The 13,700-nt window shown below is 44.1% G+C and carries 14 protein-coding genes; 10 read left to right on the forward strand and 4 right to left on the reverse strand.

Going from position 1 to position 13,700, the window contains the following annotated elements; all coding sequences use genetic code 11:
* Positions 1-82 precede the first annotated feature (82 nt).
* Positions 83-691 carry a cobalt-factor II C(20)-methyltransferase gene (locus PHF18_RS14230; RefSeq protein ID WP_300104023.1) on the reverse strand — a complete coding sequence of 203 codons (609 nt, stop codon included), beginning with the start codon at positions 689-691 and terminating at the stop codon, positions 83-85.
* Positions 692-770: 79 nt separating this feature from the next.
* Positions 771-1,325, reverse strand: a complete 555-nt coding sequence (gene cbiT / locus PHF18_RS14235) for a precorrin-6Y C5,15-methyltransferase (decarboxylating) subunit CbiT (protein WP_300104025.1) — start codon at positions 1,323-1,325, stop codon at positions 771-773.
* Positions 1,326-2,126: 801 nt separating this feature from the next.
* On the opposite strand from cbiT, the gene PHF18_RS14240 reads away from it, so the two are divergent.
* The gene (locus tag PHF18_RS14240; protein ID WP_300104027.1) at positions 2,127-3,449 is read left to right on the forward strand and encodes an isopropylmalate synthase; all 1,323 of its coding nucleotides are present in this window, start codon (positions 2,127-2,129) and stop codon (positions 3,447-3,449) included.
* A gap of 140 nt (positions 3,450-3,589) precedes the next feature.
* On the opposite strand, the gene PHF18_RS14245 is transcribed toward PHF18_RS14240, so the two are convergent.
* Positions 3,590-4,618 (reverse strand): isocitrate/isopropylmalate dehydrogenase family protein, encoded by a 1,029-nt coding sequence (locus PHF18_RS14245; protein WP_300104029.1) that lies wholly within the window; start codon positions 4,616-4,618, stop codon positions 3,590-3,592.
* Positions 4,619-5,076: 458 nt separating this feature from the next.
* On the opposite strand from PHF18_RS14245, the gene PHF18_RS14250 reads away from it, so the two are divergent.
* The gene (locus PHF18_RS14250) at positions 5,077-5,919 is read left to right on the forward strand and encodes a TatD family hydrolase (RefSeq protein ID WP_300104031.1); all 843 of its coding nucleotides are present in this window, start codon (positions 5,077-5,079) and stop codon (positions 5,917-5,919) included.
* Between the two features lie 227 nt (positions 5,920-6,146).
* On the opposite strand, the gene PHF18_RS14255 is transcribed toward PHF18_RS14250, so the two are convergent.
* Positions 6,147-6,632, reverse strand: a complete 486-nt coding sequence (locus PHF18_RS14255; RefSeq protein WP_300104033.1) for a multiprotein bridging factor aMBF1 — start codon at positions 6,630-6,632, stop codon at positions 6,147-6,149.
* Positions 6,633-6,689: 57 nt separating this feature from the next.
* On the opposite strand from PHF18_RS14255, the gene PHF18_RS14260 reads away from it, so the two are divergent.
* The 8 genes from PHF18_RS14260 to PHF18_RS14295 all read left to right on the forward strand — a co-directional run.
* A complete protein-coding gene (locus PHF18_RS14260) occupies positions 6,690-7,988 on the forward strand; it encodes a proteasome-activating nucleotidase (protein WP_300104035.1) in 1,299 nt (432 codons plus the stop codon).
* Between the two features lie 142 nt (positions 7,989-8,130).
* Positions 8,131-8,721 carry a DUF99 family protein gene (locus PHF18_RS14265; RefSeq protein ID WP_300104037.1) on the forward strand — a complete coding sequence of 197 codons (591 nt, stop codon included), beginning with the start codon at positions 8,131-8,133 and terminating at the stop codon, positions 8,719-8,721.
* 477 nt (positions 8,722-9,198) lie between these two features.
* Positions 9,199-10,323 (forward strand): cell division protein FtsZ, encoded by a 1,125-nt coding sequence (ftsZ, locus tag PHF18_RS14270; RefSeq protein WP_300104039.1) that lies wholly within the window; start codon positions 9,199-9,201, stop codon positions 10,321-10,323.
* Between the two features lie 428 nt (positions 10,324-10,751).
* Positions 10,752-10,967 (forward strand): protein translocase SEC61 complex subunit gamma, encoded by a 216-nt coding sequence (locus tag PHF18_RS14275; RefSeq protein ID WP_048131547.1) that lies wholly within the window; start codon positions 10,752-10,754, stop codon positions 10,965-10,967.
* Positions 10,964-11,422, forward strand: a complete 459-nt coding sequence (locus PHF18_RS14280; RefSeq protein ID WP_300104044.1) for a transcription elongation factor Spt5 — start codon at positions 10,964-10,966, stop codon at positions 11,420-11,422. The genes PHF18_RS14275 and PHF18_RS14280 overlap by 4 nt, the downstream gene beginning before the upstream one ends.
* Positions 11,423-11,545: 123 nt before the next feature.
* Positions 11,546-12,031 carry a 50S ribosomal protein L11 gene (locus PHF18_RS14285; RefSeq protein WP_300104045.1) on the forward strand — a complete coding sequence of 162 codons (486 nt, stop codon included), beginning with the start codon at positions 11,546-11,548 and terminating at the stop codon, positions 12,029-12,031.
* Between the two features lie 235 nt (positions 12,032-12,266).
* Positions 12,267-12,908 (forward strand): 50S ribosomal protein L1, encoded by a 642-nt coding sequence (locus tag PHF18_RS14290; RefSeq protein ID WP_300104046.1) that lies wholly within the window; start codon positions 12,267-12,269, stop codon positions 12,906-12,908.
* The coding region (locus PHF18_RS14295; protein ID WP_300104047.1) for a 50S ribosomal protein L10 at positions 12,909-13,700 on the forward strand (792 nt) is incomplete at its 3' end.

Here is a 13,700-nt window from a genome sequence, read left to right on the forward strand (position 1 = left end):
AAAAGTTATATGCTGAAATTCAAACTCGTATACTGAGACTCAAAGTAGTGTAAAGATCATTGAAGGTTTCATTCAGGTGGCTTCATTTCTTTCCGTAAATGATGCTGAAATAGTTTCCTTTTTCCGGGATATCTTCTTTCTTATTAATAATCAGCTCATTGTCCGAAAAGAGCCTCTCTGCAAAAATAAACTCCCTGTATCCTTCAGCTTCGAGCTGTCCCATGATCTTTCTCGGCTGTGTGGCTTTAAGGTGGATCTTATATCCAATCTCAGAGCCGTCACTTACCTCAAAGGAGCTCTCGACTGCTACATCAGTCCTTGCAGCAAAAGAAGTGATGGAACTTATTCCCGGCACTGTCGAAGTCTCAACATCCGGGTAGTACCTGTTCATGACCTTTTTCAGGTGGGAGAAAGTAGAGAAAAAGTTAGGGTCACCTATAAGCCCGAAAGCTACTGTCCCTTTTCTTGACTCTTCTGCTACCCTGTCTGCATTTTCTTTCCAGAGGGCGTTCAGGACTTCTATATCCCTTATCATGGGAAACTCGAGGATTTCGGCATCCGCATAAGGGGCTACAAGGTCTTTTGCCAGGCGTCCTGGAACATATACCTTATCGCTGTTTTTCAAAACATCCACTGCTTTAAGGGTCAGAAGCCCAGGGTCTCCGGGACCAAGTCCTACTCCTATTAACATATTATCGCTCCATAGGTTTTTTAATAGGTAAATGTAAAACGTGATTTAATTAAACTGGTGGGGAATAAAAGGATTATTTTCAAGCTTGTTTTTTTCCGACAACTATGTATACCGGGTTTTCGGGTTTGAACATAGTCTCGCCGGCGATCGGGGCACTTCTCGAGACTGCAACGTGGACTACCTCATCAAAAATTCCCAGTCTCTTCATAGCCTCGATCGTTCTGACAACGGTTTCAATGCGGACTGCGTTTACCACAATGCTGCGGGCTTTTTTTTCAACAAGTTTCTCAAGTACGGTGTCAATGTTTTTAGTTCCGCCAACAAAAGCGCAATCAATTGAATCGATAGACCCTCCGGAACCAAGGAGTTCCGAAGCTTCACCGGCTAAAACCATAGCATTTTCGAGCTTGAAATTCTTAAAGTTCGCTTCCGTAGCAAAGAGGGCTTCTTTACGTGCATCGATTGCATAGATAATCAGGTTCCGGGTAATCCGGGCTGCTTCAATAGAGACCGAGCCCGTACCGCAGCCTACATCTGCAAACCGGTCCCCATCCTGCAGTCCGAGTTTGGAAAGAGACACTGCAATTATTTCCGGTTTAGTCGGACCACCGCTAACACTTACTATTTCGGACATGTTCTACCTCGGGAAAAGTAAAGCAAATATATTGAATATGAATTAAATATATGGCGATATAATTTTGAAATTATATTAAATCGGGGTATAATAGTTAGAGCCGCCAATATACAATTTTTATCAGGTGCAAACCATATGCAGATGCATATAGAAAGACATTCATAAATTAGACATTTCAGATTTACCCGATTATAAATATAACTTGCTGTAGATATACCTTATTATCGATAAGAAGGGCAATAAAGGAAAGTAAACTTTAATGAATCAACAAAAGAATCGGGAAAAAACATATAGAAAAGTTTGTACTGGTTTTGAGCCGTACCTTAAAAAATGAGTCTTCAAAATTGAAACATCAACTTCCTTAAAAATAAAAATGAGGTTTATCTTAAGAGAGCGTTCTGCAAAGAATGTCGGAGAAAGGTTTTGAAGAAGTGATAAAAAGGAAATATTCTACTATTTATAAGGGAACATGCAAAACATTTTTATGATATGAATTTAAAAATACCTATAGCAGCTTTAAAAGAAAGAGATTTTAACTATAACAGCATATGGGAATTAAGTCTCCGACACTCCCGATAACAGTGTCTCTTTGAGGAAAAGTTAAAACGCCCTTTTAAGAAAAAAGATAGATATTCCCCAAAATAAATGTTTTTTAAACAGGAAGCTGAACTTCTTCGGTTTAATATCTGATTTTTTAATCTGTATACATAACAGCATCTTTTTAACAGGAAAAACCCCAGCAGTGTAAGCCCGCTCTCTCGATGCAGGACCCTGCCATCTGAAGGAAAGGAGGATAAATAGATGAAAATTTACGAATCATATGAAGATCTGCCCAAGCTAAAGCTGCCTTATGGAAACGAAATATTTATAAGTGACAGCACTATTCGCGACGGCTCCCAGATGCCGGGAATTGTCTTGAGCAGAGAACACAAAATTAAAATTTATGAATACCTGCACGAGATAGGGATTGAGAAACTGGAAGCCTTTGTATTCAATAAAAGAGACAGAGACGCTGTTGACCTTATGTTCGACAGGGGATATGAGTGTCCTGAAATCACAGGATGGGCAAGGGCTTCAAGAGCTGACATAGACAAAATTTTGGAAGTTGACGGGATTAAAGAGACCGGGATTTTGATGTCAGTCTCGGATACGCACATTCATTCGAAGATGAGGCTTTCAGGCAGGGAGGAGGCTGAGGAGAAGTATCTTGACGCCCTTCAGTATGCAGTAGACCACGGGCTTCGTACACGGGCTCATCTGGAAGATATGACGAGAGCTGACAACTACGGCTTTGTTTTCCCCCTGGTAAAAAAGATTATGGAGATCGATCCTAACTGCATTATAAGAGTCTGCGATACCGTTGGATATGGGATGCCGTTCATGAATATTGATGAACCTTACGGAATTCCGAAAATTGTCCAGCACCTCAAAAAAGAGATTGGGGTCAAGAATATAGAAACTCATATCCATGACGATTACGGATTCGGAGCAGCAAGTTCAATTACGGGTTTCTGGCATGGGGCCAACTGGACAAGCGTGACCTTCCTGGGAATCGGAGAACGTGCAGGAAACAGCGAGATGGAAAAAATTCTGCTATTTCTGGCAGACAGAATTGAAGGTTTTGAGAAATATAATCTTGAACCTATTACCCGTTTTGCAGAGTTTATGGAAAAAGAACTCGGGCTCAGAGTCCCGAGAAACAAAGCTGTGGTCGGGAAAAATATATTTGCCCACGAATCAGGAATCCATGCCGCAGGTGTCCTGAAGAATCCCTTCAACTATGAACCCTATCCCCCTGAACTGGTAGGAGGTACCAGGCGTCTCCTCGTAGGGGATTCTTCAGGCCTTGAGGTAATACGTCACAAGGTCCAGGAAACCTTAAACGACCTCCTTGATGTCGAAACCACAATCGAAAAAGATGACAGGAGACTGCTGAAGATCCAGAAAGAAATCCAGAAGCTCTACGATAAAGAAGAAAGGGTTTCCTGTATCTCAGATGAGGAACTCCTTGCTTATGTTGAGAAATACTTCCTCTACCAGCCAATCTGTGACCCGGCACATACAGCTGGAGGAAGACTAAAAAGCAAAGGGAAAATTCAGGAACCAGATGACGAAAAGGATTAAAGTTGCGAAAGCGAGCAGAAGATATGGAACAACAGAGAGAAATCAGAAATAGAAAGACAAAGAATCAATAACGGAGAAAAAAGAAAGCAAACGAAGAACTCGGTTGCTTTCTGAGCCTCATTTTTCGGATTTTCAAATCTTCATTTAAGGATTTCTGCGGTGTATTTTGCAATCTCATCTGTCATCTGACTGAGTTTTGCGCTGCCTCCAAGGTCATAAGTCACATACTTGCCTTCGGAGATTACACGCTCTGTGGCTTTGAAGATAGCTTCTGACTTCTCCTTTTCACCAAGGTAGTCCAGCATCCAGGCCCCTGCAAGCACCGTTGCAACAGGGTTTACTTTATCCTGGCCAGCATACTTGGGGGCTGAACCGTGAGCAGGTTCAAACATTGCAAAATTGTCTCCGATATTTGCAGAGTAAATGAGCCCTATACTGCCAACAAGAGCTGAGCATTCTTCACTGATAACGTCCATGAAGAGGTTGGTTGAAAGGAGTACCTTTTTGTTGAAGAGCTGGGGGTTCTTGATAAGCTGCTGGGCAATGTTATCAATATGATAGGGCCAGACCTCAATGTTCGGGTAGTCCTGTGCCACCTTTGCAACTTCTTCTAAGAAAGAGCCACAGGTCATTTTCAGGATATTGCTTTTATGGATGGGCACAACAGTGTCGTAACCTCTCCTTTTAGCGTCCTCAAAGGCATAGCGGGCAATCTTGCTGGATGCCGTGCGGGTAATCTTTCTGATTGCAATGGAAACATCGTTTGTAAGCTGGATTTCCTCTCCTATGTAAAGCCCTTCCGTCCCCTCACGCACACAGACCATCTCAACATCTCCGAGAGGGGCACTTGAGTTAGGGAACGTCTTTATTGGCCTGACATTTGCATAGAGGTCGTACTTTGTCCTGATAGATACAGCCACACTTCTCGGAGAACCGATTCCTCCGGGGGTTGTGGTAGGGCCCTTGAAACAGGCATCGGAGCTGTCAAGGAGCTGCCAGGTTTCATCGGGGATAAGGGAATTACCTCCATGCTGCTCCCACCAGCCGGCTCCGGCCTCACACATCAAGAATTCGATATCAGTACCAGCGGCTTCTGCAACTTTAAGCATTGCATCCACAAGTTCGGGGCCTACCCCGTCACCTTTGATTACTGCTGCGGTTTTAGTCATGTTATCACCAGATCTATAAGGTTCGTGTTAAAAGAACCGTAGCGATTTAAAAGTTAAAAAGGGGAAACTTTTGAAGAATTTGGAAAGAATAATTGAATCTTACCGCGTACTCAACGTAAAGCTCATATTTCAACTTTTGGGTAATACTATAATAGTAATATGGAGTAATGCATCCAGAAAATAGATACGAGTCCACAGAATATAATCCTGTCCTCGTGCCCTACAAAGATAGGCACAGTGTTCAAGTCAACCGTTAACTGCACATTCAATGAGTATTCAAGTTATAGTATTCAGAATAGCATTTAAAGTATAGTATTCAAATTATAGTATTCATATTATTGAATTCAATCCAGAAAGCCCTTCATAAAAATTCCAGAGATTTAGAATTCATACTATTGAATAGAGAGTTGTGAAGAGAGTTGTGAAGAGAGTTTTCAGGAACCCTTCAAGGAGTAAACATGCCTGCAAAAATCCCGATTACCGACAACCATATGCATATAGACCCAAGAGCCAGAGGGCTTGAAGCCGTAAAAGAGTTTCAGAGATCAGGCGGGACGCATATAATCCTGGTCACCAAACCCACCTGGTCCCTTGGGATTACGGTCAGGAAACCTGAGGATTATCTTGCGGTCTTTGACGAAACCGTGGAAATAGCATCAAAAATCCGCGAGATTGGGGTCGGGGCTTTTCCGGTTCTGGGAGTTCACCCTGCTGAGATCTCAAAGCTTGCGGAATATATGGAACTATCAGAAGCTACGGAAACCATGAAAAAGGGCCTTGAAATTGCTGCTGGATATGTGGAAAGAGGCCTTGCGGTGGGAATAAAATCAGGACGCCCGCACTATCCCGTATCCGCAGAGATATGGGCAGCCTCGAATGAGATAATGGAACACGCCTTTTCTCTCGGAAAAGAACAGGACTGCGCAGTCCAGCTCCATACGGAAAGCGTGGGAGAGCCCGAACTTCAGGATATAGCAGAAAGGGCAAAAAAAACAGGAATAAAAATGTACAGGGTAGTCAAACATTACTCTCCCCCCCTTGTAAAGACGTGTGAAGAACTTGGGATTTTTCCAGGAGTCATATCGGTTAAAGGAGCAATCGAGCAGGCTCTTAAAGAAGGGACTCGCTTTATGATGGAAACTGATTATATCGATGACCCTGACAGGCCGGGTGCGGTACTTGGCCCGAAGACGATCCCGAGAAGAACTTTAAAACTCATTGAAACGCACGGGGAAAAACCTTTCTGGACCATTCACAAGGAAAATCCTGAAAAGGTTTATGATATAGAGATTGAGATTTAACAAAAGTTAGAAGAAACTAATTATAGTTAAAAGAAAGCTCCATTTAAAAGGGATGGTGCGGCGATAAAAACGCAGATTATAAAAAAATAGCAAGAAGTTTAGAGGGAAACCTCTTCGAATGAAAACTCTCTCTATTAGAGTTGTTTCCGAGAGGAAAAACCTGTCGGAAACGGTTATTACTGCTGGAACAAAACCTCAATATAAAGCTTTACAGTTAAAACTCACACTTATTTGCGCTTTATTTTTACTATGTCGCCAAGAGTAGTGTCTTTCTTCATGTGAGAGACTTCCTGTCCTGAGGCATCCGTGCGTTCGGTGAGTTTGATATTAAGGGTATGTTCCAGTTTCTTTCTAACGGGCTCTTCGGGTACTATTTCGCTTCGCTCTATCTTTCTGATGAGAGATGCTTTTTCCTTGATGTTTTCAGCCAAATCCTCCAAAGACCAGCCTTTGGCTTCCCTGGCGTCCCTGATAATCTGATCGTAGTTGTCCAGAAGTTCATCTTTTAATATATCGAAGAAATCTTTTTTTGGCCTCTTTTCAGTTCGTGGTACCGTACGAACTACCGGAGAGACTTTCCTTGATACGGGAGTCCGTTTGTCAACGGGCTTACCGTACGGTGCACATTTCGGACAGACCTGGAGTTCGCTGTTATCAATTGTAACGGAGATAGGCTTTTCACGGATCTCTGCACCACATATTTCACACTGCATATTAATCACTTCGAAAACGCTATATACGGTATGAACTTAAATAATATTCGGAGCTCCATGACGGAAAGTACCAAAAGTAAGGATGAAAGCATGCGCAGTCACCTTGTGAAGTCCGGATCTGTGTATGACGGAATTGAGCCTGGAGAGCTGGGGGAGTCAACTGAAAGCGTCCAGGACCGAGTGAGGCAACTTGAAAGCCGCAACAGTTTTCTGGAAGAGCAGTGTAGCCAGATAGAGTCTGAAAAACGCTATCTAGAGAACCAAAAGATCAAATATGAGAGAGAGATACGAAAGCTGCAGTCAGAGCTCGATCGTATGAAGACCTCTCCGTTGATCATTGGTACGGTTATTGATGTGATCAAGAATGACCGTATAATCGTCCGTAGCAGTAACGGGCCTCAGTTTCTGGTTAACGTTTCGCAATATATTGACGAGAAAAAACTGCTTCCAGGGGCAAAGGTTGCCTTGAACCAGCATACACTTGCTATTGCAGAGGTTATCCCTTCAACAGAAGAGCCTTTTGTTGCCGCAATGGAAGTTATCGAAAGTGTTGAAGTGGATTATGATCAGATAGGCGGTCTTGAGGAGCAGATTCAGGAACTTCAGGAAGCAGTCGAACTTCCGCTAATTGATCCTGAACGCTTTGCCCGGATAGGGATTGAGCCCCCGAAAGGAGTACTACTCTACGGGCTTCCGGGAACAGGGAAAACCCTACTTGCAAAAGCCGTAGCCCATAGAACCAATGCGACATTTATCAGAGTTGTGGGCTCTGAACTTGTACAGAAATACATTGGGGACGGCTCCAAGCTGGTAAGGGAAATCTTCGAGATGGCACGGAAAAAAGCTCCCAGTATCATCTTTATCGATGAACTGGATTCAATAGCTGCAAGGCGTTTAAACGAGACAACTGGTGCAGATAGAGAAGTTCAGAGAACTTTGATGCAACTTCTTGCAGAAATGGATGGCTTTGATAAGAGGAAGAATATTCGGATCATTGCAGCAACAAACAGACCGGATGTCCTTGACCCTGCAATTCTAAGGCCAGGCCGTTTTGACAGGCTTGTCCATGTTCCGATGCCCGGAATAGAAGCAAGAGGAAAAATCCTCGAGATCCATTGTGAAAGGATGACTCTTGCAGAAGAAATCGACTTTAAAAAGCTCGCAAAAGCTACCGAAGGGATGAGTGGAGCAGATCTGAAGGCAATTGCCACTGAAGCAGGCATGTTCGCGGTCAGAAAAGACAAGGAAGTCATTGAAATGGGAGATTTCCTCGAAGCAGTGGCTAAAGTATCTGTGGCTGCAGATACGCAGAAAATGATGCCTAGCAGCCCACCTGAGACGACAATGTTCGTGTAAAAAATCCGGGGAGTCACAAAAAAAATATTTTAAGGGAGCCCATTTTTACCGGAAAAAATTCCTGTTTCCCGTTGATTTCTGCTGGGAGTGGCGTCATGGGGAACCGGCAAACTATTTTTGTAATTCAGACGTAAAGATACCTGTGAGTTCAGATTTTCATATCAAACCTGAAATCCGAATTCTGGGCATAGACGACTCTGCGCTTCTTCATGAAAGGGTAATGATAGTAGGAACTGTTTTCAGAGGAGGAGACTGGATAGACGGAATCCTGCGTTCGGATATCACCAGAGACGGCCTTGATGCTACCGAGGTGATAAGCACAATGATAAAGAATAGCAGGCATTACAGTCAGCTCAGGATTGTCATGCTTGATGGGATCACTTACGGAGGCTTTAATGTTGTTGATATAGAGGAGCTTTACAGAGAGACAGGACTTCCTGTTATTGTGGTCATGCGTGCCTACCCGGATTTTGAAAAGATTCGAGCTGCCCTCAGGCATTTCTCCGATGGAGAGGTGCGCTGGGACATGATAAAAAAAGCAGGCAAGATAGAAAAGCTGATCACGGAAAAAAACAGGACTCCAATTTATATCCAGAAAGCCGGGATAGGAGTAAAAAGCGCAGAAAAGATAGTTCGCCTCACTTCAATAAGAAGTAATATTCCGGAGCCTCTCAGGGTTGCCCATCTAATTGCAACAGGCATCATCTTAGGGGAATCAAGAGGAAAAGCGTGAACTACCCCTGAGCTAAAGATTCAGGGGCTTCCTGTGTGACACCTCTGCCTAATGGCAACAAGTAAAGCAGGCTCTAACCCACGTTCCGCAGGTGAAAATATGTACTTGAGCTTCCTGTCGGGTTCCAGAAAAGATCAGGAAAAAGGGAAAGATAAAAATACAGGAACCAGCCTCAAAAAAATATAAAAAATAAAAAAATATACATTTGATGCAAAGAAATTAAATAAGATCGGGCAAAAAAGAGAAACAGACCAGATAGTCCCGAAGAGCAAGGAATATAATATCAGACCGGGATAGAGTAACATTAATAAAATTATTAAGCACATACAGTGCAAATTCAAAAACTGGAAAAGGAAAACTATTAAATTGGAAACTGTATATGTGATGGTTAAAATAATTTGTTTCTTGTTGTAATATACCTGTTTCTAATACAATCCGTTAAATGATCATCCCAGCAGAATGGAGGAAAACAGTAGTATGAGATCCATTGTTGAAGAAGCCCTTGCTCGATCTGCCCTGGAAGGACGTGCCGGGCAGGGTGAGTACTCAAATTCAGATTACTCTAATGAAAATTTAGAAGTGGATGCTGAACTTGAAGAAATACTGAGGAGCCTTAAAACAACTATCAAAGTAGTAGGTTGTGGAGGCGGCGGTTCAAACAGCATCCAGCGCATGATGGGCGAAGGTATCGAGGGAGCAGACCTTGTTGCTCTGAACACTGACGCTCAGCACCTTCTTCATATACGCTCCGGCAAAAAAATTCTCATAGGGAGAAAGAAAACCCGAGGACTTGGAGCCGGCAGTCTCCCCCAGATAGGAGAAGATGCTGCAATCGAGAGTATTGATGAGATTAACAAGATCGTCCAGGGCTCAGATATGGTTTTTATCACCGCAGGCCTTGGAGGAGGAACAGGAACCGGATCAGCACCTGTAGTGGCTGAGGCAGCCAGAGATGCAGGAGCCCTTACGATCGCAGTCGTAACCCTCCCGTTCAGCGTGGAAGGACATGTCAGGAGGACAAACGCCGAAGCCGGCCTTGAGCGTCTGAGAGATGTTGCAGACACAGTTATCGTTGTCCCCAACGACAAGCTGATTGAAGTGGTCCCAAGGCTTCCACTTCAAGCTGCCTTTAAAGTCTCGGATGAAGTTCTTATGAGAGCAGTAAAGGGCATAACCGAACTGATAACAAAGCCCGGACTTGTCAACCTTGACTTTGCAGATATAAGAACTGTGATGCAAAACGGAGGCGTTGCTATGATAGGGCTTGGAGAGGCAGACGGCGAAAACAAAGCTGTCGAGTCGGTCCAGAAAGCTCTGCGCAGCCCGCTCCTTGACGTGGACATATCAGGTGCGACCTCTGCTCTTGTTAACGTGGTTGGAGGCCCTGACATGACCATTTCGGAAGCCGAGTCTGTGGTCCAGGAAGTCTACAGCCGCATAGACAACAACGCCCGCCTGATCTGGGGTGCGCAGATTGACCCAGACCTCGAACAGACAGTACGCACTATGATCGTGGTCACAGGAGTTACCTCTGCCCAGATTTACGGTCACGGGAACGATAAGAACATTACATATAAGTATGGAATTGACTTCGTAGAGTGATCAAATAAGGAATGAAACAGTAAAATGGGTAAAAACGCTCGGTTGGAGAAAAAATACTGTTTTCCCCCTTTTGAAGGAAAAAGAAGGAACGTAGGAATATAAAATCCAATCGAAAACTATTTTTATGGTAAATGCAGTATGGTGCCGATACAATTCGGCATCAAAAATGAAATATATTTACTGACACGAAAAGGGTTTTACGTGAGTAATGTCATGCGTCTAAATTTTTGGATGTTCCAAAGACCGTGCCAGTGATATCTTCATATAATAGGAATTAATAATATAATCCGCTCGTCCTTCCTGAAAGATAAAATCCGATATTCTGCGATATAAAAACAAATTTCGGAGATGTAACATACATGGGAAGAGCCGCGCACAAAACTCCAGATAAAAATAAAGATGTATATAAAAACCTGGATGTGAATTAATTGGCAGAATCCACATTTGAACCGAAAATAACCACAAAAAGCGTTGGTCAGGCAATCCGGGCACACCTGAGGGTCCTGAAACTTACGAAAAAACCGTCCAGGGAAGAGTTCTTGACCATTGCCAAAGTTGCAGGTGCCGGCATACTGGCTGTGGGCGCAATTGGATTTATTATATATGTACTGCTGACAATGTTGCCCCAGTGGGTGGCCCAATGAGTGAGGACTCCCAGATATTCGTAATCAAAACCACGGCAAACCAGGAAAGGTCAGTTGCAACAGCCCTTGCAAGGATTTCGAAGAAGGAGAAACTGGACATAAGGGCAATCCTGGCTCCTGATGAGCTCAAAGGATATGTCCTTGTCGAGGCGCCCAAATCCGGAATAGTGGAACTGGCAATCCAGACAATCCCACACGCAAGAGCCATTGTTAAAGGGAGTTCTTCAATCGCGGAAATAGAACACTTCCTTAAGCCCAAACCAATAGTGACCGGAATTAAGGAAGGGGCTATAATTGAGATCACCTCTGGACCCTTCAAGGGAGAGAAAGCCCGGGTTAAAAGGGTTGACGAAGGGCATGAGGAAATTACTGTGGAACTCTTCGATGCTGTGGTTCCGATCCCTATCACGATTCGCGGCGATACCGTAAGAATACTCAAAAAAGAGAAAGACTAAGCCAGAAATCGGATGGAAACTCCTTAAAAATTCCAGCTTATTAATAAACAAAAATCACCAGTACTCAGAGTGGATTGAAACAAATCTACAAAATTTAGACTATATAAAACCGGTGAGACTCAGATGACAAGTATTGTTGAAGCACTTGTCCCCGGAGGAAAAGCGAATCCCGGACCACCATTAGGTCCGGCACTTGGTCCGCTCGGGGTCAATATAAAAGAAGTGGTCGAAAAGATCAATGCAAAAACAAGGGACTACAATGGAATGCAGGTCCCTGTGAAGATAATTGTTGACGACAAGAAAAACGTCGAGATCGAGGTAGGCACTCCTCCGACCGCATCCCTGGTCATGAAAGAGCTGGGGATTCAGAAAGGGTCAGGAAATGCAGGAAGTGAAGTTGTTGGAAACCTCACCATCCCGCAGGTTGTAAAGATCGCCCGTATGAAAAAGGAAGACGTGCTTTCTTATGACCTCAAAGCCACAATGAAAGAAGTAATGGGCACCTGTGTCCCTATGGGAGTGAACGTAGAGGGAATGAAGGCTAAGGACTGCCAGAAGGCACTCGCTGAAGGCAAATTTGACGATTTGCTTGCAGGCGAGGAGTGGTAAGCCTTCTACTCCCTTTACATTTTAATTCGTGGTCTGTCTACACACCAATAGTTTTAAATTGGATACCACTAATAGCACAAGAGCCTTGAACAGTGTTCTACTGGAATAGCTTAGAAAAAGTTATTGGTGGCTACTGTTAAGAGTAACAGACCTCGGATGGGAGCCCCTACAACCACCGTAGTAAGCCGTAACGGCTGTCTGGACATTAAGTTCAAACACTACGGGGAGGAACAAGATGGTAGAAAAGAATATACTGGAAGCTGTCAAGAAAGTCCTAGAGGATTCGCCAAAACGCAATTTCTCAGAAAGCGTGGATCTGGCGATTAACTTAAAGAACCTTGACATGAACCAACCAAAGAACAGAGTCGATGAAGAAGTAATTCTTCCGCACGGGCTCGGAAAAGAGCTGAAGATCGGTGTTTTTGCAAAGGGTGACGTTGGCCTGAGGGCAAAAGCTGCCGGTGCTGCGTATGTTATTTCTGACGTTGATCTCGAAGAGCTGGTAGCTGACAAGAACAAAGCCAGAGTTCTTGCAAACGAATGTGACCTTTTTATTGCAGAAACTCAGTTCATGCCTATAATCGGTAAGAACCTTGGTATTGTTTTGGGACCCAGAGGCAAGATGCCTATCCCACTCATGCCGAACAAGGATATAGGCGAAATGATCCAGAGCAAGCAAAATGCGGTCAAGCTCAGGTCAAAAGACAGACTTACCTTCCACGTGGCTGTCGGCAGAAGGACTATGAATCCTGACGACCTTGCCGAAAATATTGAGACTATTATGGCCAGGCTTGAGCGTGTCCTCGATAAGGGCAAGCACAACCTCAGAACGGTCTATGTCACAACAACCATGGGGAAATCAGAGAGGGTGGTGTAAATGGCAGAAGAAAGGCATCACACCGAGCACATCCCACAGTGGAAAAAGGATGAAATCGAAAACATAAAGGAGCTCATCCAGTCCCACAAAGTTTTCGGGATGGTAGGGATTGAAGGCATTCTCGCAACCAAGATCCAGAAGATTCGCCGGGACCTTAAAGACGTTGCGGTGCTCAAAGTCTCCAGGAACACCCTCACAGAGCGGGCTTTAAACCAGCTCGGGGAAACCATCCCCGAGATGAACAAATACCTTGACAAACAGACTGCTCTGGTATTTACCAATGAAAGTCCCTTCAAGCTTTTCAAATTGCTTGAGCAGACAAAAACTCCTTCCCCAATCAAAGCAGGAGCAATAGCTCCTATGGATATAATTGTCCAGAAGGGGCCTACCAGTTTCCCACCTGGTCCGATTCTGGGTGAATTCCAGAGCGCAGGGATTCCCGCCTCAATAGAAGCCGGGAAGGTAGCAATAAAGGAAACTAAGGTTGTCTGTAAAGCAGGTGAGGCAGTTCCACAGAAGCTCGCCACCATGCTCGCAAAGCTGGAAATATACCCACTCATTGTAGGGCTTGACATGAGAGCCGCCTACGATGCCGGGACAATTTACGGGCCGGAACTCCTTGCAATTGATGAAAGCAAGTACTTCTCTGACATTATCAGGGCAGCTCAGAACGCTTTCAATCTCTCAGTCAACACTGCATACCCGACAAGCGCAACAATCGGCACCCTGCTGGCAAAAGCCTATGCAGAATCAAAGAACCTTGGTGTCAATGCTGTTATCCTTGAACCGGGA

The sequence above is a fragment of the Methanosarcina sp. genome (assembly GCF_028693135.1).
GTDB lineage: Archaea > Halobacteriota > Methanosarcinia > Methanosarcinales > Methanosarcinaceae > Methanosarcina.